Raw genomic sequence first — 20,792 nt, 5'->3', positions numbered from 1 at the left:
AACCCCATCGAAAAGAAATGGGCACAGGCTAAGTTTCTACGCCAAGGCTGGATGGAAAACGACTTATCCAAATTGTTTTATGATATTTGTCCTAACCATAACAATTTTATTTTGAACTGACTATATATCATCAAATAAAGACCAATCAGGTTCAACGTCATTATTCTTGATGACACTCATATCACCTGTCGTCTCCATAATCACTGCAAACACTTCTGTTTTCGCTTTGATACCATTTTTACGTAGCACTTCCTGAACATCGCTAGTACTAAGATTGGCTTCTTTCAAGTTATCTTCTAAATACTCACCATGAGCCATTAGGATAATAGCTTGGTTATCTATCAGAGCTTTTAGCGGCTTGATCTTACGTCTGACAACTGAAATAACACCCTGAATCAAGAATAGCACCGCAACAGCAAACAATCCTTGAAATAGAGAGGGCTTATCTGACAACACAGTCGACGCCAATATACTACCAATACCAACCGTCATTGCAAAATCATGGCTTGATAACTTGGAAAAACTGCGTAAACCCATCAATCGAGTAAACAACATCAGCCCTACATAAAAGCCTATAGCGGATAAAGAAATCCCGAGCACTTGTTGCCAGTCAATTGAAAGCCAGTTTTCCCACTTCATAACACAACCTTATCTATTACATCTTTATTAAATCATTGTCCGTTATTACCTGATGATGTTGACCGTCAAAATCAATAGCACTTTACATTAGCAACACTTTGTCATACCAAAAAAATCCTATAAAAAAAGCAACCTGATAAGAGGTTGCTTCTTTTTAAAGTCGATACAGTATTTTTATTGTTTTAACAAACAAAGTAATCAATGCGTATTGATAATCTTATTGTCATTAAGTTTACTGACAAGCAGTTAACTTAACAATAAATGAGATTAGATAGCTTCGATTTGCTCAGCTTGTGGGCCTTTTTTGCCATCACCTAAGATGAAAGACACTTTTTGGCCTTCGGCTAGAGTTTTGAAACCGTTACCTTGGATAGCGCTGTAGTGAGCGAATACGTCTTGTCCGCCGTTGTCTTGAGCGATAAAACCAAAACCTTTAGCTTCATTAAACCACTTTACAGTGCCTTCAACTTTATCTGACATAAATTTTCCTGACTCTTTAACTGTTGGCGAGACTTGTGTCATCACCGATTAATTGATATATACCCTAATATTTTCTGCTAAATGCGGCGGCCAAAAATACTAAATAATCTTAAAGAAAATTTGCATTTTTTGCCTCAAATATTTTGAGTACCGTCTGATTATAACAGTTTTCCATGGTAGGAACAGTCTAAATTGCTGATTTTTGTAAATAAATACTAACCATTGTTGCAAGCTAACATCGATAGTAATCAGTTTCATATCTTATTGATATAAAATATTTTTTATTTATAGATGTACTACAACTTCATCAATAAACCACTAATTAAATAAGTCGACATAAATGATAGTAGGTTGGAATATTAGTTACTGCAATGGTGATGTCGGTAGCCATGCTGAACTCAACACGAGCAAACATAATGCAAAAAACACCAATGAAAATGACTGACTATAGGCAATATATTTTGATGGAATGACCAAGTCTTTAGGAGAGTCAGGGATGCCTTTACGCTTCAGTAGCTTGGTACCATATATCCAGCCAAAGGTCGTGTATATGCCATATGCTGCTGGCACTGCGATAGATAATGGGGTCAAATCAATAACGTATAAAATTACCACTGATATGAAGAACCATAGAGTATCTAACAATGAACTGACTTTGAAGAATTTAGATTGAGGCAGTTTACCATCGGTCTGTTTGAGCATCTCCCCTTCTATCCAAATTAAAACTGCTACCACAGCGCTAAGAGTAATATATACGAATTGCGGCGTTAGCCAGTCTGAATAAGATATTTGCACAGCATACAACCTATTATCTATAGAAAGTGAGAATGAAGCATCCGCCCGCTTCGAATACTTAGAAACGGGTAAGAACAATGATAAATGTTGATCGCAAGGGCGCTTTGGCCAATGTTAAGGTGCTTGCTTATATTGGGTAGCAATTAATGGTTTTCAACCAATAGCCCATATTCAAGTCAAAGCGAAGAGCATCTATCAAATACTTTGCATAAAAAAACCCACGCTATCAAGTGATAACATGGGCTACTTCATCTAAATCAGATTATTATCTGAACAAAACTTTTATCTGTATAAAACTTAGTTTTTGTCTTTATCGATGATTTTGTTACCACCGATCCATGGCATCATGCCACGTAGCTTAGCACCAGTAATTTCGATTTGATGATCAGCATTGTTACGACGACGCGCAGTCATTGATGGGTAGTTGGTTGCACCTTCAGAGATGAACATCTTCGCGTATTCACCAGACTGGATACGTTTTAGTGCATTACGCATGGCTTCACGTGACTGCTCGTTGATAACTTCAGGGCCAGTAACATATTCGCCATATTCAGCGTTGTTACTGATTGAGTAGTTCATATCAGCGATTCCACCTTCATACATCAAATCAACGATAAGCTTTAGCTCATGTAGACATTCGAAATAAGCCATTTCCGGTGCATAGCCCGCTTCTGTTAGTGTCTCAAAGCCCATTTTAACCAGCTCTACTGCACCACCACAAAGTACGGCTTGCTCACCGAATAGATCCGTTTCAGTCTCATCTTTGAACGTTGTTTCGATGATGCCTGAACGACCACCACCTACACCAGCAGCATACGATAATGCTAACTGTTTAGCTTGACCAGAAGCGTCTTGATAGATAGCGATAAGATCAGGGATACCGCCGCCTTTAGCGAACTCTGAACGCACAGTATGACCTGGTGCTTTTGGCGCAACCATGATGACATCAAGATCGCTACGTGGTACAACTTGGTTGTAATGGATTGCAAAACCATGAGCGAAAGCTAGTGTAGCGCCTTCTTTGATGTTTGGCTCGATCACATCATTATAAAGCTCTTTTTGGAACTCATCAGGCGTCAAAATCATGATAACGTCAGCAGCTTTTACCGCTTCTTCTACTTCAGCGACTTTTAGACCAGCATTTTCAGCTTTTTTCCATGAGCTTGAGTTTGCACGTAGACCAACAGTTACATCGACGTCTGAATCTTGTAGGTTAAGCGCGTGTGCATGGCCTTGTGAACCGTAACCGATAATGGCAACTTTTTTACCTTGGATAATAGATAGGTCACAATCTTTGTCATAATAAACGTTCATAAATAGAGTCCTTGTTCTCAATCATGGCTTGCCATGGATAGTAAACGCTTATGCTGTAGTCAATATAATAACTAAGATAAGCGCTTTGTTGATTAGATAAATAAATATTGGTTTAAACTGGTTTTGATAAATAATTAAATGCTTAGTGTTTTTTCACCGCGGGCAATACCGATAACACCTGAGCGAACCACTTCCATAATGCGCTCACGGCCAATCACATCGATAAAACCATCAAGTTTGGCTTTGTCACCCACGATTTGAATCGTATATAAGTTAGAATTTACATCGACGATTTGTGCGCGGAAAATGTCTGCGCTACGTTTAATCTCTTCACGCACACCGCCTGTTGCGCGGACTTTGATGAGCATCAATTCACGCTCAACGTGTACGTTCTCCGTCAGATTAAGCACTTTAACCACTTCAATCAATTTATGCAATTGTTTGGTGATCTGCTCAATTCTTTCAGGTGACGTAATGGTCGTAACTGTTAGACGTGAAATACTTGGATCATCAGTAGGCGCGACGTTCAAAGTTTCGATATTGTAGCCACGTTGTGAGAACAAGCCGACTAACCGCGACAACGAACCCGCTTCGTTTTCCATCAATACCGAAATCAGATGTTGTTGTTGCATTAGGTACGCTCCCCTTTTGTTAACCACATATCACGCATGGCCTGTCCAGCGATTTGCATTGGATATACATGCTCATTACGATCGACGTAAACATCGATAAATACCAGTTTGTCTTTCATAGCCATTGCTTCAGCCAATTGTGCTTCCATGGTTGCAGGGTCAGTAATTTTGATACCGACATGACCATAGCTTTCAGCCAATTTGACAAAATCTGGTAAGGAGTTCATATAAGACTGGGCATGACGACCTTCATACAGCATATCTTGCCACTGCTTCACCATACCAAGCTGCGCATTGTTAATGTTCAGAATTTTAACTGGTAAGTTATACTGTAAGCAGGTCGATAGCTCTTGGATATTCATCTGAATAGAGCCTTCACCAGTAATACAAACCACATCACGCTCAGGATTGGCAAGTTTGGCAGCCATTGCATACGGTAGACCAACCCCCATGGTACCAAGACCACCTGAATTCAGCCATTGACGTGGCTCATTGTAAGTATAGTAAAGTGCCGCAAACATCTGATGCTGACCAACGTCACTTGTGATAATAGCGTTGCTGTTAGTCACTTTATCTAGAGCTTGTACGACACTTTGTGGCTTAATACCATTATCTGTGCTGGTGTCATAACGTAAGCCATGACGCTTACGCCACTCATTAATTTGTGACCACCAATCGAGCAATGCGTGCTGCTCTAACTGCTTGTCTTGACCAACAATCTCTAGCATGTCCGTTAAGACTGACTTCACATCGCCTACGATAGGAATGTGCGCAAGAATCGTTTTTGAGATCGAAGCAGGATCGATATCGATATGAATGATGGTTGCGTTAGGGCAGAATTTTTTAACGTTGTTGGTCACACGATCATCGAAACGCGCGCCGACGGCCAAAATCACATCAGCATGGTGCATACTCATATTGGCTTCGTAAGTACCGTGCATGCCAAGCATACCTAAGAACTGACGATCAGAGCCAGGGAACGTACCAAGACCCATCAAGGTGTTGGTCACTGGTAAATTCAGACGATGTGCAAGATCTGTTAATTCTTCGTGCGCATTGCTCCAAATCACACCGCCGCCTGCATATACAACAGGACGCTGCGCTGCTAATAGCGTTTCAATGGCTTTTTTGATTTGACCGCTATGGCCTTTGAGTGACGGCTGATACGATCGTATAAACACTTCTTCTGGATATTCGTAAGCAAACTTTTCGCTAGGCGCAGTCATGTCTTTTGGCACATCAATGACGACAGGGCCTGGCCGACCAGTCTGGGCAATATAAAATGCCTTTTTTACAATCATTGGAATTTCGCTAGCATGACTTACTTGGAAGCTATGCTTAACGATAGGACGTGACACACCTACCATATCTGTTTCTTGAAAAGCATCTTCACCGATTAGGCTGCTTGGCACCTGACCTGCGATTACAACCATTGGTACAGAATCCATAAAGGCAGTAGCAATAGCTGTCACGGTATTGGTCGCACCAGGGCCTGATGTGGCCAACACGACGCCAGTATTACCAGTCACTCGCGAATAAGCATCGGCCATGTGGCCCGCTGCTTGCTCGTGACGTACTAAGATGTGCTCAATATTTTCTTGCTGAAACAGCGCATCATAAATGTGTAAGACCGCGCCACCTGGATAGCCAAAGATGTATTCGACACCTTCGTCAGTCAGTGCTTGCACCAGCATTTCAGCGCCCGATAGCATCACAGGCTGTGCACTACCTTCTGCAAGACGTTGTTGCTTTTGTTCAAAATTTTTGGCGGCATTACCCGTTTGGGTATGTCCCGTCATGTTCGGACTTTGCGTGGTTTGCGTCACTGTCATCACCTTTTTTTGCGGCGAGAATTTGCGGGATTCTATAAGTAAAAATAATTACTTACCGTCGTTATTTTTACTTACTGAATGATCGCTAATTCTTGTCCATATCAAGAATATCTGCCTAATAGGCTTAATTAAAACTGTCTCATAGGACAATACTAATCAAACGCAGCAGTGTATTTTAGGTCAGCTTTGTGATGGATGTTTATCGATATACAGTGACAAGATGCGAGTGCATCTATAAAAGAAGGCGCTTATTATTGAGATTCGATACTAGCAAGTATCTATTGTGACTTTATCTGTGTGACTTTATTTGTACAGATGCATCAATATATACAAGCAAAAAAACTTCATGGCCAATACTAAATTATAAGATTTTTAAAACTTACAATAGGCTTTGGGGAAATCTCTTAACCGCGTACTATATCGCGTTTGATACAACTGCTAAAAACACATTTAGCACATTTCAAATAATAAGTTTATCTTAGTCATTGTAGACAGATAAGTCCGGAGACAATGTATCGCTATCAATAGTGGTCGTTGTGCCACTATGCTTGCTATATCATTATCACAAAGGAAATAAAACTGCGTAAGCTACCGATAAGTAACTCGTAGTTTTCTTTCTCAAGTGCCACGGCAACATCGTAAAAGCCGCTCACTGACCAATCAACTGCTATTATATTCGATGGTTTACGAGTTATTGTCAAGAAAAACTTCTAAAGCCTATCCCAAACTATTAGTTATTAAATAATATACATTGATAAGTATTATTTGCTAGAATCGGTAGTCGATACATTATTAGTACCAATAAAACGTTCAAGTGTTATATTTACACCCATATACATTTGATTTTTATTAAATAAGAGGATTGCTACTATGGCATATGCGTCTAAGATAAATACCGCTGCCAAACTGTTGATGAGTACCGCGTGTATGCTAATGCTGTCCATGAATGCCAGTCAGGCTATTCAAGTTTATAAATCTATTGGGGCACATGGTGAAGTAAAATATAGCCAACATGCGCCGCAAGTCGGCAAAAATATTGAACTGATTGAGTTTCGTAGTGACGGTAGACAGAACAACGCAGGACAAATGGCAGGAAAAACAGATCCCAACCAGAGCAGCAATGCTCAAACTGCAGAAGAACAACGAGTAGCAGCACTTGAAGCACGTATTAAAGAACAAGAAGCTCAGGCTAATGCTCAGCGCTGCCAATCATTGCGTAATAACTTGACCAACCTAAATGTCGGCGGCCGTATCTATGAGATGGATGCTAACGGTAAACGTCAGTATCTAGATGGGCGTGAGATTGAGCTTAAGCGCGAACGTGTACAGCAAGCAATTACTCAGTATTGCTCCAACCCTTCTACCTAGTCAGACCTCTTGAAAGCAAATATCAAACTACCATAAGCTGCATGACGTGACGAATGGCTGCTGGCATATCTTGAGCTTGTAGCCCTCGTTGCCCCACTAGCAATGTATTGGTGCCACTATTCGCTTGATTGACTAATACATCTCCTGCGAACCCATGTATAAGAACTGCTTGATGTAAGCTACGTGCCTCTGCTGATAAATCTTGCTGTGCCAATAGTCCAGCGGTCACCCCAGATAGCACATCACCCATGCCAGCGGTTGCCATGCCAGCATTACCCACATTACAGACATATACTCTTTCTTTTCCCTCTTCTTGTTCTAACACTAAAGATCCTGCCCCTTTTAATACCCAGTTACCACCGTACATTGCGGCACACTGTTTTATAGCTTGCAGTCTATCTGACTCAATCTTACTTACTTTTTGCTCAAGTAGTCTAGCTGCTTCTCCACTATGCGGCGTCAAGCAAACCCGATGATTAGTACTATATTCTCGTAGCTCTGTTATTAGCTCATGATTATCCATGTGCAGCGATGCCAAGTGATAAAGTCCATCTGCATCAATCACGATTGATTTTTCATTCTCTATAGCAGCCTGTACATAATCAATAAATAATGCTTCGGCTTTTTCGTCGCGGCCAAGGCCCATCCCAATGGCAACGACACTAGCCTGCTTTATTAAATCTTTTACACCGCTTATGTCATGTAAATTAATAGTCATCGCGTCTGGCAATGAGGTCAATAGTGACCCATGAAAAGCCTCATGGCAGGCAACTGTTATTTTACCGGCACCTGTCGCCATCGTACTGGCCGCAGACAGTATGGCAGCACCGCCCATACCTTGAGAGCCATCGACGCGATTTCCGCCAATGACTAGCACATGACCATAGCTACCTTTATAGCTGTTTTGGCGACGCAGACTCATACTATGCGCAGCTGTCAGCAGCGTGGCAACTGGCTCAAATGCTTGGCTAGCATTTTTCTCAGCTATCATATGATGGCTAGCTGTTTGATGAAGCGGCATTTGATAAGGTATCAACGGTATATCGACTATGTCTCCGCTATAGTCTGTACCATCTTTGGTATGTAGACCAAACTTACGCGCAATCAAACATAGAGTCACGTCAGCTTGTATTGCCATGCGCTCGAACACTTCACCAGTAGAAGCCACTAACCCACTTGGAATATCAACTGCTATTGCTAGGGCGTTATTTTGCTGAGTAAGACTATTGAAGGTATTGATAGCTAATTCATAAATACCTTCTGGTGCGCGATCTAAGCCAATACCAAATAATGCATCGATATAAACATCAGCTGGCAAGTTTATTTTATCCGCATCATCGTGACTAATAATGCCCTCAAATCGTTGATAGTTGCAGCTGCTAGCTAGGGCTATCTGTAATGCCTTTGTCGCGTCAGTAATATTGCTACTATCGCTTTGTTTATCGCTAGGAGTTTTTGAAGTTACTGATTGATTATGGATAATCAAATCATCTTTACTAAAGCCAACCGTTATCACTTCTACTTGCCAGCCAGCTTGCTGTAAATAATGAGCGATAAGCCAGCCATCACCACCATTATTACCTTTCCCTACCCAGATACTTGCTCGACGCGAATGAGCACTACGGTGATAAACGTTAGTATTAGCAGAATGGCTAGTACTGACGGTTTTTCGCTCATAAACCTGTTCTATTTGCTGTGTCATTTGCCAAGCGGCTTGTTTCATCAAACCAAAACTGTCGTATCCTTGTGCAAACCAAGCGTGCTCCATCGCATAAACCTGCTCACTATTATATAGCGCAATAGGTTTTGTATTTTTTATAGGTGATAAATTGGTATTATTTCTCATAACTTATCCTTGATGTTTCTACTCATTTTTTATTTTATCTAAAGTTGGTTGCTCAGTTCTCATATCAGCTTAGCAAAAGCTTACCTCGACTTATGTATCAATATGAATGTGAGTTTATTTTCTTTTATACTTGCACTCATTGCTCACTGGCTTATCATAGCCGTATTTACATTATCTCTGATTGTCAGATATGAATAATCTGATTAAAACAAACGAGAAAACCATCTAATAAGCACCTACTATCTATGCCTACTGATAAAAACAAAATCACCATTACGAACCCAACTGTATTTACAACCACAGCTGATGTTAAGCAGTGGATTACAGCACAAGCACAGGCACTAGGATTTGCTGATTGTGGTTTTTTATCTGTGCATCATCCTTTGTTTACTCAGCAGATTGAACAACTACAGAAGTGGCTAGATAAAGGTTATGAGGGTCAACTTCAGTTTATGCATAATAATCATGATCTGCGCGCTCATCCTGATCAACTAGTCGAGGGCGCAAAGACCATCATCAGCGTACGTATGGATTATCTAACTCAATCACCGACGCCGCGTGCTGTCACTGATAACGATCATCCTAATAAAGGCATCATTGCGCGTTATGCAAGAGGGCGTGACTACCATAAAACGATGCGTAGTCGTTTAAAGCAATTGGCTTTAAAGATAGAAACAATGCTCCCTGAATGGCAACATTTGGATATCGGTTCAGAAAAAGAATTTGTGTTTAGACCTTTTAGCGATTCAGCGCCTATCTTTGAGCGGCCGATTGCAGATGCAGCAGGTCTCGGTTGGACAGGTAAACATACACTACTTATAAATAAGCAAGCTGGCTCATTTTTTGTACTTGGTGAGCTGTTTTTGAGCCTTGAGCTACCCGATGACAAACCAGTCAAGGAGCATTGCGGTAGTTGTAGCGCTTGTATTGACATATGCCCTACTCAAGCGATTGTGGCGCCCCATGAGCTCAACGCCTCTGCTTGTATCTCCTATTTGACTATCGAACATGATGGTGTCATCGATACTAAATATCGACGCGCGATAGGCAATCGGGTCTTTGGCTGTGATGATTGCCAGTTAATCTGTCCATGGAATCGTTATGCCAACCTTACGACTGTTGATGACTTCGCACCAAGGCATGGATTAGACAATAGTAGCTTGCTTGAACTATGGCAATGGCAAGAAGCCGACTTTATGAAGAACACTCAAGGTAGCCCGCTAAGACGCACCGGCTATATGAATTTTTTACGTAATATCGCTATCGGACTTGGCAATGCTAATGCCAGCTTAGAAGTGGTCAAACAATTAAAATCTAAATTGACCTTACATAATGACATGCTAGATGAGCATATCGAATGGGCTCTAGCTGAGCAGCACAATAAGCTAGACTCGACTAATTAACCAATCACTTTATGACTATCAAATGTCACTGAAATAAAGTGTTTATTTGAAGTGTACAACATAAAAAAGCCTCTTAATAATAAGAGGCTTTTTTATTAGAACGTCATATTTAAAATATTATTTCTCTATACGCTTCTTCTAGAATTATGGCTTAGGAATGCGTAGTACTTGACCTGGATAGATTTTATCTGGATCAGATAACATTGGCTTGTTCGCTTCGAATATCTTCATATAATCGCCAGATGAGCCATAAACTTCTTTAGCAATTTTAGATAAGCTGTCACCAGACTTCACCGTATACATCGTAGATTCAGGTGCATCCTCTTCGATATCGATATTATCGATAACCTTTGCAACATTTTGCACGTTACCGATAGCGATAATGGCTTTTTCGCGATCAGCTTGAGTTTTAGCATTACCACTGATTTCTGCAGTATCTGTAGAACCATTATATTTAATTTTCAGGTTACTGATATTGAGGTTTTGCTGCTGAATACGGCGCAACAGAATATTAGCAACTGATTGTGCACTCGGTTCACTGCTTTGTACTGGTGTATTAGCATCTGCTTTCGTTTCTGTCTTAGCATCATGCTTTTCGTCATCACGGTTAAAAATCTTATCACCGATATCTTTTGCAAAGCTAAACATACCCATATATCTACTCCTTGAAATATTATTATTTGTCATTCTTCTAATAAAACACATAGTCAGACAATATACTAAATGTCTGACTGCCATCTTTTTCTACGACTTACTATTACAAGTATAGATAAAAGGAGTCGATGTGGATAGTAATAGTATGTTGAGTAATGTTGAATTGACGTAGTCAATGTTAAATTCGATTGCTGCATTTAGAAATAATAATCACGCGCCCATAAAAAAACCGCCTATCTAATCAGATAGGCGGCATTATAACTCTGCTAAATAAGTAGCAAATTATAGTTGGGCTTGTACGTAATCGATTGCTTTTTGAACAGTAGTCAATTCTGCAGAATCTTCATCAGGAATAGTGATACCAAAATCACTTTCAAATGACATAACCAATTCAACTAGGTCTAAAGAATCTGCACCTAGGTCTTCCATGAATGAAGCATCGTTGTTGATGTCTTCAACATTCATACCTAGTTGCTCAGCTACTGCTGCTTTTACTCTTAGCTCGATATCATTACTCATGTAGATCACTCCGTTATCATCTATTATTTTTAATAAACTGCTATATCGCCTTATTTAACGCTATAGCATGATATATAAAATGCGTTTGCCAGACCAGCAATGCTGTCTGAGTACTCTATGACATGTTATACAGTTTGTCTGATGTCTAATAAAGCCCTGCTATCATACAAGGCTTTGACTCAAAAGTATCCGTCATTATAGCACCCTTTATTATAGTTTACACTCGTTCACACAGTTTTTTATTATAACTATGTAACGCTCGTATATTGACTACATATACATGCCGCCATTGACAGGAATAACAGCGCCTGTGATATAGCTGGCCTCGTCGCTAGCCAAGAAATGTACCGCTGCAGCGATGTCCTCTGGCTGACCAAGACGGCTGATAGGCACAGCATCTAACATAGAGTTCAATAGGCGCTCATCAAGCTCATCTGTCATATCCGTTTCGATCAAACCTGGTGCAACGCAATTGATGGTCACTTGGCGTGAACCAATCTCACGTGCAAGCGTACGACTAAACCCTTCTACGCCAGCTTTGGTCGCCGCATAGTTAGATTGGCCCGCATTGCCCATTTGAGCGACGACAGAGGTAATGTTGATAATACGACCACGGCGTGCTTTCATCATACCGCGTACGGCACGTTTACTCATGCGATATACCGATGTCAAATTGGTATCGATGACATTTTCCCAATCTTCGTCTTTCATGCGCATCAGTAGACCATCTTGGGTAATACCAGCATTGTTAACCAATACTTGTACCGCACCATAGACGCTTTCAATCTCTTCAAATAGTTTATCAATTTGAGCAGTATCACGTACGTCTAGAACACGACCAATACCACCAGTATCATGAAGGTAGTCATCGATAAGCTCAGCGCCTTTTTCAGTGGTCGCAGTTCCAATGACAAAATGTCCTTCTTTAGCAAAACGTTTGGCCACTGCCTTGCCGATACCTCGGCTAGCGCCAGTCACTAATGTAATCGTACGGCTCATGATAACACCTCCAATAATTTTTCTAGACGGGCAGGCTTGTCAGTAGGATAGCTTGCGATTGGCTGCGCCTGACGCTTCGCCAAATTGCTCAGTACATTACCACTGCCGCATTCAATTAAGATATTGATTTGCTTGTCAGCCAGCTCTTGCATGGTTTTTGACCACAGTACTGGCTCGCTCAGCTGTTCGGTCAATGCTTGCTTGATACCGACCGCACTGGTTTCGACGCGTGCATAGCGATTTTGTATAACAGGAATGGTTGCCTGATCAAACTTGATACCCGCTAGTATCTCAGCCAATGCATTGCTGGCAGGTTCCATAAGTGCGCAATGAGACGGCACACTCACTTTTAGAGGAACAGATTTTTTGCCCGTGTTTTTGACTTTATCAATAACAGCATTAACACCAGCAGCGTTACCCGAAATAACCACTTGTCCTGGACTATTGAAATTGGCTGCCCCAACAACGGCATCTTCGACGTGTTCGGTTGCTTGCTCACACAAGTTTTCAACTCGGTTGTCTTCTAGTCCTAATACTGCAGCCATAGCAGTATCAACCCCTACAACGGCCTCTTGCATCAACTGACCGCGCTTATGTACTAAAGTGACTGCATCACCCAGCGATATCACATTGGCAGCACACAGGGCACTGTACTCGCCTAGAGAGTGACCAGCTAAATAACAAGGCGTCTCTTCTATTTTTTGTTGTAGAACACGCCAAATAGCAATACTAGCGGTCAAAAGCGCAGGCTGAGTATATTGGGTCTGATTGAGTTTTTCTTCGTCCTGACAGATTGCCCACAAATCCTCACCAAGCGCATCACTCGCTTCGGTAAATGTATCGCGTATCTCTGGATAGATTTCGGCAAGCTCACTCGTCATCGCGACTGCTTGAGATCCTTGTCCAGGAAAAATGACCGCGATACGAGCGGGTTGCTTTTTTACCATATCGGGTACAGAAGCCATAACCAATATTCCTTATCTGATTAGAAATATCCCTAAAAACAATGGGGGGTATTATATTATGAGATGTTATACAAAGCCGCTACTTCAAGTATTTATGCAAGAAAACAGATTGTCAGTAAACTATACACTGACAGACACTATTATCATAGCGGATGCAAACTAAACAGCAAGAGTAACGCTGCCCAAATTAAAGGAGCAGATTATATCAGCACATTTTTAAATCTACTAAAAATAACAAGCGAATTAAGCAATAAGTCTAGTTATAAATAACAAAAAGCCAAGTTATCCAGCCACATAATATATGATAGCGAAATAACTTGGCTTTTTTTAGCTCAAAGCTTATTGACTAATAATAACTAGGCAAAAACAATAATAGTCACCAGTACTATTATCATCTTCGCCTAAGCTATCACAGAGCCAATGTCTTAGGCGTCTTGGCTGACTTTGAACAGTTGACGACCACGGTAGAAACCATCTTTAGTCATGTGATGACGACGATGTTTTTCACCAGTAGTAGCATCTACGCTTAGTTCAGCAATTTCCATACGGTGATGTGAACGGCGCATGTCACGACGAGAACGGCTTTTACGACTTTTTTGAACAGCCATGATATAGCTCCTATACTTAAAAGGGATAAGCTTGAAATTCAGCTTAAGTCGATACTGACAGAGGCTATATAATCACAACAACCTAAGTCTTAAGCATCATTAGTTAAATAGATTGCCACTCACATAAAGCACTGACCAAGGCTGAATTTTATAAAAAAATTACCCAGTCAGTTTCTATCAGCAAGCAACAGGTTGCTCGAATGCAATAAACCGGACATTATACGCATGTTTATTAAATTAATAAAGCCCTGCCTTGCACTCTTCTGTACAAAGCTGATAAAAGGTTTTTCAAATGCATCGAGTAGATAGTTTTGGTGCTTATAGTTTGCCTTTTAGCGAGGCTAAAGCAGCAAAAGGATTTTCACCTTCTTCTTCTTCTGGTATTTCACCAAACTGCTCAACAGACATTTCACAATCGTCATGCTTTGGTGCCATAGGCGTTTTGAGCAAGATTTCATCTTCTACCAATTTTTTAAATGGTAACAGACGCTCTGGAGATTGCTCGGTGACGATTTCATCCAGTAATAAATAATCTTGTTCATCTTTAACTAAACGAACCTGACTGTCGTTTTCTAGTAGCGCGATGTCATAATCATCAGACAAGTCTATCGCGATTGGTTGTAAACAGCGCTGACAAGTTAGCCAAACATCACCTGTTAAAGTAAATGCTAAATGCAAGACGTTGTTGCGACGATATAAGTTAGCGTTGAGCTGTATTTCTGACTGCTCATGTTCAGTGCTCAGAGTAGTAGCAAGACGATCAAACGAGCTTGGTTTGACCTCTCCTGACCATTCATATCCAGTGTCTGCCCACTTATCTAAGGAGATGTGCTCAGGCATGCCAGTAGATACAGGCGCTTTTTTATTGTCAGCGTGAGGTGCTGACGGTTTAGTTTCTGGAGTGCTTGACATGCGCGGCCTCATTCATAAAAACGGTGTATAATATTGCCTGCCATACTAACGGAAAGTGCCATATTCTGCTAGCGCTAGTATGTTAAGATTTTTTGATAGTAAATTTGTTTAAGCTCTTCTACTACTTACCTTTTACCTAAAGTTTTTTGTCTTTAGTATTTATTAAGTCAATGTCTTCTCTATGAATCTATCCGATAATAAAATGAATTTTTCTGACTTACTTCCTCCTGCTGAAGCAAGTTCGTTGCTACAACAGCTTATTCAATTAAGGGGTCATACTGAAAATGTTCCTAATAATAGACTGTGCTTCGATAAAGATGAGTATTTAAACGAATTAAGAAGTCAGTGGCAAGAGTTGTCTATTACTCAATTTGACAATACTCACACAGCAGAATTGATAATCGATAGCGAACGACTAGCTACCGACTGGCTCATACAGTTATTTAATACTTTATTCGCTGATCAGCAAGTTATATTGATTCGTAGTGATGGAGAACCCGAGTATTTTCCAGCTAAAAATGATAAACCTGCCAGAATTGAGTTCGCTCATGACTTTTTTGCCAGTGCTTTACATGAAATCCACACATCTCCTTATAGGTTGACATGCTAGAAACCTCTTATTCTAATAGTGTACATCGCTATATTATTTGTAGGCATCTAAATTAAAACTATCACTTCGGTGATTATTACAACCTATCAGAACAAATCACTTTTACCTATCCAAAAGATAATGGTCGTTCTATCAATTAGGTATCATAACAATTAAGTTTTTCAGGTATCTTTCACATCTTCAGAAGCATTCTTTCTAATATCATCCTATCTAAGCTATAAACGCGGACATGATGCGCTTCGCTACGTCTATCTATTAATGGTTACTTTTGATCAATCGTACCATCCTCTAATCCAGTAGATTTTATCTATGTCAGATAGGTAGAAGTAAAAGTAGTTTTCTGCTATTCATGTTTATCATTAACGTCTTTGCACATAGTATTGTCAGTTGCAAGATATCGAATCATATGAACACGGATATAATGATGGTAATATTAAAGCACGCGAGTGTAGATAGAAGCAGACCCAAGGATGTAATTCACCACGGTGATATTAGGTCTTAATGCTTATCTATTCACTAAGCGAATAAGCTGACTAGCTATAGCATTATTATGTTTGTGGGCAGAATAGTTATTCTTTATTTCGGAGATGGCTGGACGAGAGTTAGTGATACTGGACTAGTAATCTTACATAGGTGAAATGATTTGATAAATATGATTGAATAGCACAATTAATTATGTTTCATCTTTCGATACTGGCTGTGAAAAGCAATACTATAATAGCTTAGCAACGTCGGGCTCAAACTATAAGAGCTAATTATCTTCGAGCGCTATCTTAGTATAGTGAGCATGTAGCAAAGCTTTTACTTCCTTGCTAGTTGCAATTTTACCTTCCTCAAAGTCTTGAAAGATGTGCTGAGTATCTGGGTTAATAGGAATATTATCGACTGCGAAGCTGCCCAAAGTATCAAAGTTAATGCGGCGGCGCTTTTCTATTTCTTGTTTGCTAACGAGGATAGGACGATCATCGGTAATCGATGCTTCAAATTTAGAATCTTCCATACTAGCTCCTATCAGTAGTAATAAAATTGTTCAGCAAGTCAGATAGTCTTCTATCTAGACAATCTTTCTCTCATTGCTATGTCTTATTCGGCTGATTTAATTGTATTAGTGATTTAGACATCGGTAAATCATGATTGTTTAATATCAAGAGCTATTGTGACTGAATAATTCGTACTTCTAGCATCTCCTAGAGTTGCGTAACTTACTTGCTCTAAAGTTTTTTGGGACCTATATGGGCTGAATAGCTCATCAAGAGTATGGTGAAAACCACCATCATCTACTGCAAATACATAATCAAAAAATATTTTGGCCATTGCAGACTGAGGGTGGCTAGCATCGCGAAAAGATTTATTGTGACTCCAACTACCACTGTATATTTTATTGAATACTCTCTCTATATTACCAGAAACAGAATTTGAAGCATGTTTTCGAGTAATACCTGGTTTTTGCACGTATGCAGCAGCATTTTCCACAGACTTCCAAATGATATAATGCATGGTTGATACAGAGCATTCAGCTAAACATGATCTGAGAATACTAATTAGCTTTTCGCCAATAGGCGGTGCTAGATAGTTCAATCTTGACCTAGTAATCAGGTAGCTTAAACACTCTCCTAGCTGTAACTTTTCACACCAGTTCTTAAATTGATCATTCGCTACTAGAGCACTGTTATTTTTCTGAGATTTAGCGTTTATCAAGATTTTAGTAAGATTCTCAATACTATAAGCAAACTCAAAGATCGCTTGATAGAAATCTATCTCTAGCTCTTTTTCTTCGTTGATAGTTACGTATTCGTAGCTATTTTCAGAAGCGAGTATGAGCAGATTTCGGTTAAAAAGATGCTGTAGTATCTCTTCATCTAATTTAGAGAACGGTGATAAAGGTAATGATAAATTGTCACGTAGAGAGACTGTATTCCTTATATTATCTGCCCCTAGGCTCTCTACAGTCGCTGCGAGTAGAAGTTTATCCACATCGTTAAGCTCAGTGACTGAAGGAATACTGCTTAATTGAATGCTTCGGCATTGATTGATGTACTCTAGAGCGGTCTGTCTCTTTTCTTCTGCTAAACGGTCTTGTTTAAGACGATACTCTAAGTACTCTTGATCCATTCTTTTTTCAAGCGCCGCCCTGCAATCATCACACCGCCATCTAATAAGATCCAATCGAGTTAGCTGTGAGCGAGTATAGCAAATCTTAGTTGTACCGCAGTCTATGCATTGGCAGTCTAGTACGACAAGATGAGCATTTATTTTAACGATACTAGGTATATCCTGATGCTTAACATCAAACTCTTGACCTATTTCTTTACAGGTATATATAAAACCACTTCGTTTATCGCCTTCTCTTAACCAGTACCTCTCACAGATCAGCTTATTAGTTTCTGTTATATCTGGCTGATACTCTAGTTTTGTTTTCATACTCACCTCATAATACCGACTATATCCCGTGGATATTATAGCCCACCACTGTGAGTATTGCTATTTTTAGCAGTGGTTGGTGAGATGAAGACAGATGAACGCATGATAGCCTTTGGAAAGCGTATCCGTGATGTGCGCAGAAGCAAAGGAATATCTCAAGAAGTGCTGGCAGAGATGGCAGATATTGATCGAAGTTATATGGGAAATATCGAGCGTGGAGAGAAGAATGTCACTCTCAAAAAGGCCTATGATATTTGCGATGCATTGGATATAGATATTAAGGATCTAGTCTAAATTGTTCGATTCATAATAATATGATAGTTAACTATAGTCAGTCTAGAATAAAAGAGATACAACCCATATCATGAAACAGCTTAGGTAGATTATTCTCCATCCAGCCTTGACGTAGAAATTTTGCCTGTGCCCACTTCTTTTCAATGGGATTTAGATCAGGGCTGTAGGGTGGCAACCAAAGAATACGAGAGACCATCCCAGATTCTGTGTAACTGACGTTTAGATTAAATACTTACACAAAATTTAGGAAGGTCTCTGAAAATTAACCACCTGACACAACTCGTCACCTACTAACAGATCTTGGCGGTCATAAAAGTTGCCCCAACGCTTATAATTATTATCCGTTCTCGACTCAGGGTTATAAGTAATGGCGATGTAGGTTTGAATTTTATTAGTGTCCTAAATTAGTTGACCACCACCAGATTCTTATCAAAGACTTCATCATCTATTATTCGCCAAACGGCAACTTGCTGATGGTCTTTGGTGGTGACTAGATTTAAAGTTTGTTCAATCATTGCTTGAGGTCTCATATCCTTATGATGTTTATTTGCTTCAAACCCAGTTACTTTACACTTAGCGGTTTAATTAAGCTACTTACTTGAGCTATTTGCTTCAGTTATTAGGCTTGGCTACTTACTCAACTTCAATATTCTAAAGGCGCCCTGAATAACTAAAGCAAATACGATGCTACCAATAATCAAATCAGGCGTACTAGAGTGTAACCAATTAACCAAAATCCCTGCAACAATTACCCCTAAATTGATAATCACATCGTTTGAAGTGAAAATCATACTGGCTTGCATATGGGCTTCTTCTTTGCTTTTCGATTTTTGTAGTAAATAGAGGCAAATCGAGTTTGCAATTAGCGCAAGAATCGATATGACTATCATGGTAGAAAAGTCAGGTAACTGCTCATTGCCAAAGAAACGTCTTAGTACTTCTAAAAAACCAAGAATCGCTAGCGTAATTTGAAAATATCCGGCAATTCTAGCAATCCGTTTTTTCTTAATGACCGTTCCACCGACCGCAAATAAGCTAATTCCGTACACGAAGCTATCTGCTAACATATCTAAGCTGTCGGCGACCAACCCCATCGAACGAGAAATCAGTCCCGTGCTCATTTCAATAATAAAGAAAGCAAAGTTAATGACCAGCACTATCCATAGTAGCTTTCTTTGCTCAGCATCTTTTTTGTGACTAGAATCAGCATCAATTTTAAAATTATTGTTGGGATCAGAGGGGTCAATGGTTTCGGTCGAGAGTAGGGTGTCTCCTAATTTTAGGTCATGAATAGCAGTCTCTATCCCTTCTATATTGTCATGATGAAACACAGTTAATTGACGGTTAGGAATGTCGAACTCAAGATGTTCAATATTCGAGTGGCCCTCTAATTTCATTCGGATTAGGTTTTCCTCCGAAGGGCAGTCCATCTTCGATATTTTAAAAGTTGTTTTATTCATAGCTACATTTATATCCGGGTGGTGGTTCAAAAAGTAGAAAAAAAACAGGCTGAGAAATTGATAAATAGTGAAATGCAAATGACACTATACATCAAATGCCCAGCCTGTCTAAGTGACATTACCTTCCAGTTCACATTTTATAAACATACTCAAGTATAAAAAGTATTTTTCCGTATAGAGTGAATACGACGCTAGTTCATTTTGTTTGTGATAATCGGCATCAATGTGCTTATTTATTACGCTTACTTTCTAAAAATATCATGTCAATTATAATCAATGCGACACCGACACAGACACCTATATCTGCAACATTGAAAATAGGATAATTCCAGACATCAGCATAATGCACATGGATAAAGTCAACCACTTTACCAATTCTTAAACGATCGATTAAGTTGCCAATCGCACCACCAAGCATTAAGGCCAACCCCATAGATAATAGCTTGGCTGCACGTGGCGCTTTGATTAAATAAATCGTTAAAAAGATAGCCATTACAAAAGCTAAGCCTGAGAAAAACCATTTCTGCCAACCGCCAGCGTCGGCTAAAAAGCTAAATGCTGCCCCATAGTTATAAGCGAGTGTCCAGTTGAGAAATGGTTCAATGACCGGTACGGGGTCATTGAACGCTAATTTGGTTTGGGCCAACCACTTAGTCCATTGATCAAGTATTAACACCATTATCGCCAACAAATACCAGATAAAAGCGCGACTGCCATTGGCAACCATTTTTGGCATTTTATCCAACTTACCTTTAGGTGTTATCGAGTTGCCTGAAGTCACGTACATAGCTTTAGGCGTATGATTCATGGTTTTAGAGTCAATCGATTGATGAGTACTACTCACAGCTATAGGTACTTTATTGTCAGCAATATTAGTACTAGCCGATTCAACGCTATTCAATTTAGTACTATCTAATCTGTCGGTAGATTCAGTCATAGTTGTTTTCTTTATCTGTGTTTATACAATGAACAATGTTAAACGTATATGTTTTTGGTATACGACTATTAATCGCGCCACTTTTATAAACGGCTCCACTTACC

At 39.8% G+C, this 20,792-nt stretch carries 23 protein-coding genes; 4 read left to right on the top strand and 19 right to left on the bottom strand.

Translation table 11 applies throughout. The annotated features are described in order from the left end of the window. Positions 1–120: 120 nt before the first annotated feature. From JMX91_RS11800 to JMX91_RS11775, 6 genes are all read right to left on the bottom strand, one after another. On the bottom strand, positions 121–639 hold the full coding sequence (locus JMX91_RS11800) for a DUF421 domain-containing protein (protein WP_201549296.1): 519 nt from the start codon (positions 637–639) through the stop codon (positions 121–123). Between the two features lie 267 nt (positions 640–906). Beyond that, positions 907–1,119, bottom strand: coding sequence for a cold-shock protein (locus JMX91_RS11795; RefSeq protein ID WP_057758834.1), 213 nt, complete (start codon positions 1,117–1,119; stop codon positions 907–909). A gap of 363 nt (positions 1,120–1,482) precedes the next feature. Further along, complete coding sequence (locus JMX91_RS11790) at positions 1,483–1,914, bottom strand: hypothetical protein (RefSeq protein ID WP_201549295.1); 432 nt, start codon at positions 1,912–1,914, stop codon at positions 1,483–1,485. Positions 1,915–2,211: 297 nt separating this feature from the next. After that, positions 2,212–3,228, bottom strand: a complete 1,017-nt coding sequence (ilvC, locus tag JMX91_RS11785; RefSeq protein ID WP_057758830.1) for a ketol-acid reductoisomerase — start codon at positions 3,226–3,228, stop codon at positions 2,212–2,214. 134 nt (positions 3,229–3,362) lie between these two features. Further along, a complete protein-coding gene (ilvN, locus tag JMX91_RS11780; RefSeq protein ID WP_057758828.1) occupies positions 3,363–3,860 on the bottom strand; it encodes an acetolactate synthase small subunit in 498 nt (165 codons plus the stop codon). Beyond that, positions 3,860–5,572, bottom strand: a complete 1,713-nt coding sequence (locus JMX91_RS11775; RefSeq protein WP_201549298.1) for an acetolactate synthase 3 large subunit — start codon at positions 5,570–5,572, stop codon at positions 3,860–3,862. Before JMX91_RS11775 ends, ilvN begins: the two co-directional genes overlap by 1 nt. A 990-nt stretch (positions 5,573–6,562) precedes the next feature. Here JMX91_RS11775 and JMX91_RS11770 point away from each other — a divergent pair. After that, complete coding sequence (locus JMX91_RS11770) at positions 6,563–7,060, top strand: DUF4124 domain-containing protein (RefSeq protein WP_102092415.1); 498 nt, start codon at positions 6,563–6,565, stop codon at positions 7,058–7,060. A gap of 22 nt (positions 7,061–7,082) precedes the next feature. On the opposite strand, the gene JMX91_RS11765 is transcribed toward JMX91_RS11770, so the two are convergent. Beyond that, a complete protein-coding gene (locus tag JMX91_RS11765; protein WP_201549293.1) occupies positions 7,083–8,906 on the bottom strand; it encodes an NAD(P)H-hydrate dehydratase in 1,824 nt (607 codons plus the stop codon). 245 nt (positions 8,907–9,151) lie between these two features. Between JMX91_RS11765 and queG the strand changes: the two genes are divergently transcribed. Then, on the top strand, positions 9,152–10,309 hold the full coding sequence (gene queG / locus JMX91_RS11760; RefSeq protein ID WP_201549291.1) for a tRNA epoxyqueuosine(34) reductase QueG: 1,158 nt from the start codon (positions 9,152–9,154) through the stop codon (positions 10,307–10,309). Between the two features lie 144 nt (positions 10,310–10,453). Here the strand turns inward: queG and lysM are convergent, their stop codons facing one another. The 6 genes from lysM to JMX91_RS11730 all read right to left on the bottom strand — a co-directional run bounded on the left by lysM (position 10,454) and on the right by JMX91_RS11730 (position 14,966). Beyond that, positions 10,454–10,963 carry a peptidoglycan-binding protein LysM gene (gene lysM, locus JMX91_RS11755; RefSeq protein ID WP_057758817.1) on the bottom strand — a complete coding sequence of 170 codons (510 nt, stop codon included), beginning with the start codon at positions 10,961–10,963 and terminating at the stop codon, positions 10,454–10,456. Between the two features lie 282 nt (positions 10,964–11,245). Then, the gene (acpP, locus tag JMX91_RS11750; protein ID WP_057758815.1) at positions 11,246–11,482 is read right to left on the bottom strand and encodes an acyl carrier protein; all 237 of its coding nucleotides are present in this window, start codon (positions 11,480–11,482) and stop codon (positions 11,246–11,248) included. Between the two features lie 270 nt (positions 11,483–11,752). Further along, positions 11,753–12,481 (bottom strand): 3-oxoacyl-ACP reductase FabG, encoded by a 729-nt coding sequence (fabG, locus tag JMX91_RS11745; protein ID WP_057758813.1) that lies wholly within the window; start codon positions 12,479–12,481, stop codon positions 11,753–11,755. Further along, positions 12,478–13,446: an ACP S-malonyltransferase gene (gene fabD / locus JMX91_RS11740; protein ID WP_191114795.1), complete on the bottom strand. Its 969-nt coding sequence runs from the start codon at positions 13,444–13,446 to the stop codon at positions 12,478–12,480. The genes fabG and fabD overlap by 4 nt, the downstream gene beginning before the upstream one ends. A gap of 425 nt (positions 13,447–13,871) precedes the next feature. Continuing rightward, a complete protein-coding gene (rpmF, locus tag JMX91_RS11735; RefSeq protein WP_057758809.1) occupies positions 13,872–14,054 on the bottom strand; it encodes a 50S ribosomal protein L32 in 183 nt (60 codons plus the stop codon). 318 nt (positions 14,055–14,372) lie between these two features. After that, entirely contained in the window at positions 14,373–14,966 is a 594-nt protein-coding gene (locus JMX91_RS11730; RefSeq protein ID WP_201549289.1) for a YceD family protein, read from the bottom strand. A gap of 181 nt (positions 14,967–15,147) precedes the next feature. Here JMX91_RS11730 and JMX91_RS13465 point away from each other — a divergent pair, with 181 nt between their 5' ends. After that, positions 15,148–15,576 carry an elongation factor P hydroxylase gene (locus tag JMX91_RS13465; RefSeq protein ID WP_413786796.1) on the top strand — a complete coding sequence of 143 codons (429 nt, stop codon included), beginning with the start codon at positions 15,148–15,150 and terminating at the stop codon, positions 15,574–15,576. Positions 15,577–16,327: 751 nt separating this feature from the next. Here the strand turns inward: JMX91_RS13465 and JMX91_RS11720 are convergent. Both JMX91_RS11720 and JMX91_RS11715 read right to left on the bottom strand, forming a co-directional pair. Next, positions 16,328–16,576 (bottom strand): antitoxin VbhA family protein, encoded by a 249-nt coding sequence (locus JMX91_RS11720; protein WP_057758803.1) that lies wholly within the window; start codon positions 16,574–16,576, stop codon positions 16,328–16,330. Between the two features lie 128 nt (positions 16,577–16,704). Beyond that, positions 16,705–17,997 (bottom strand): hypothetical protein, encoded by a 1,293-nt coding sequence (locus JMX91_RS11715; RefSeq protein ID WP_201549287.1) that lies wholly within the window; start codon positions 17,995–17,997, stop codon positions 16,705–16,707. 84 nt (positions 17,998–18,081) lie between these two features. Between JMX91_RS11715 and JMX91_RS11710 the strand changes: the two genes are divergently transcribed. Further along, positions 18,082–18,291, top strand: coding sequence for a helix-turn-helix domain-containing protein (locus JMX91_RS11710; RefSeq protein ID WP_058025361.1), 210 nt, complete (start codon positions 18,082–18,084; stop codon positions 18,289–18,291). Between the two features lie 37 nt (positions 18,292–18,328). On the opposite strand, the gene JMX91_RS11705 is transcribed toward JMX91_RS11710, so the two are convergent. From JMX91_RS11705 to lspA, 4 genes are all read right to left on the bottom strand, one after another. Further along, positions 18,329–18,487: a transposase gene (locus JMX91_RS11705; RefSeq protein WP_224737862.1), complete on the bottom strand. Its 159-nt coding sequence runs from the start codon at positions 18,485–18,487 to the stop codon at positions 18,329–18,331. A gap of 208 nt (positions 18,488–18,695) precedes the next feature. Beyond that, positions 18,696–18,821, bottom strand: a complete 126-nt coding sequence (locus JMX91_RS13430) for a hypothetical protein (RefSeq protein WP_256713876.1) — start codon at positions 18,819–18,821, stop codon at positions 18,696–18,698. A gap of 99 nt (positions 18,822–18,920) precedes the next feature. Then, the gene (locus tag JMX91_RS11700) at positions 18,921–19,751 is read right to left on the bottom strand and encodes a cation transporter (protein ID WP_087814222.1); all 831 of its coding nucleotides are present in this window, start codon (positions 19,749–19,751) and stop codon (positions 18,921–18,923) included. Between the two features lie 229 nt (positions 19,752–19,980). Further along, positions 19,981–20,688, bottom strand: coding sequence for a signal peptidase II (gene lspA / locus JMX91_RS11695; protein WP_201549285.1), 708 nt, complete (start codon positions 20,686–20,688; stop codon positions 19,981–19,983). Between the last annotated feature and the right edge of the window lie 104 nt (positions 20,689–20,792).

It is taken from the genome of Psychrobacter sp. Pi2-1, from assembly GCF_904846645.1.
Taxonomy (GTDB): Bacteria; Pseudomonadota; Gammaproteobacteria; order Pseudomonadales; family Moraxellaceae; genus Psychrobacter.
The sequence above is the reverse complement of the archived record's forward strand: the minus strand, read 5'-3'. Positions and strand labels throughout refer to the sequence as shown.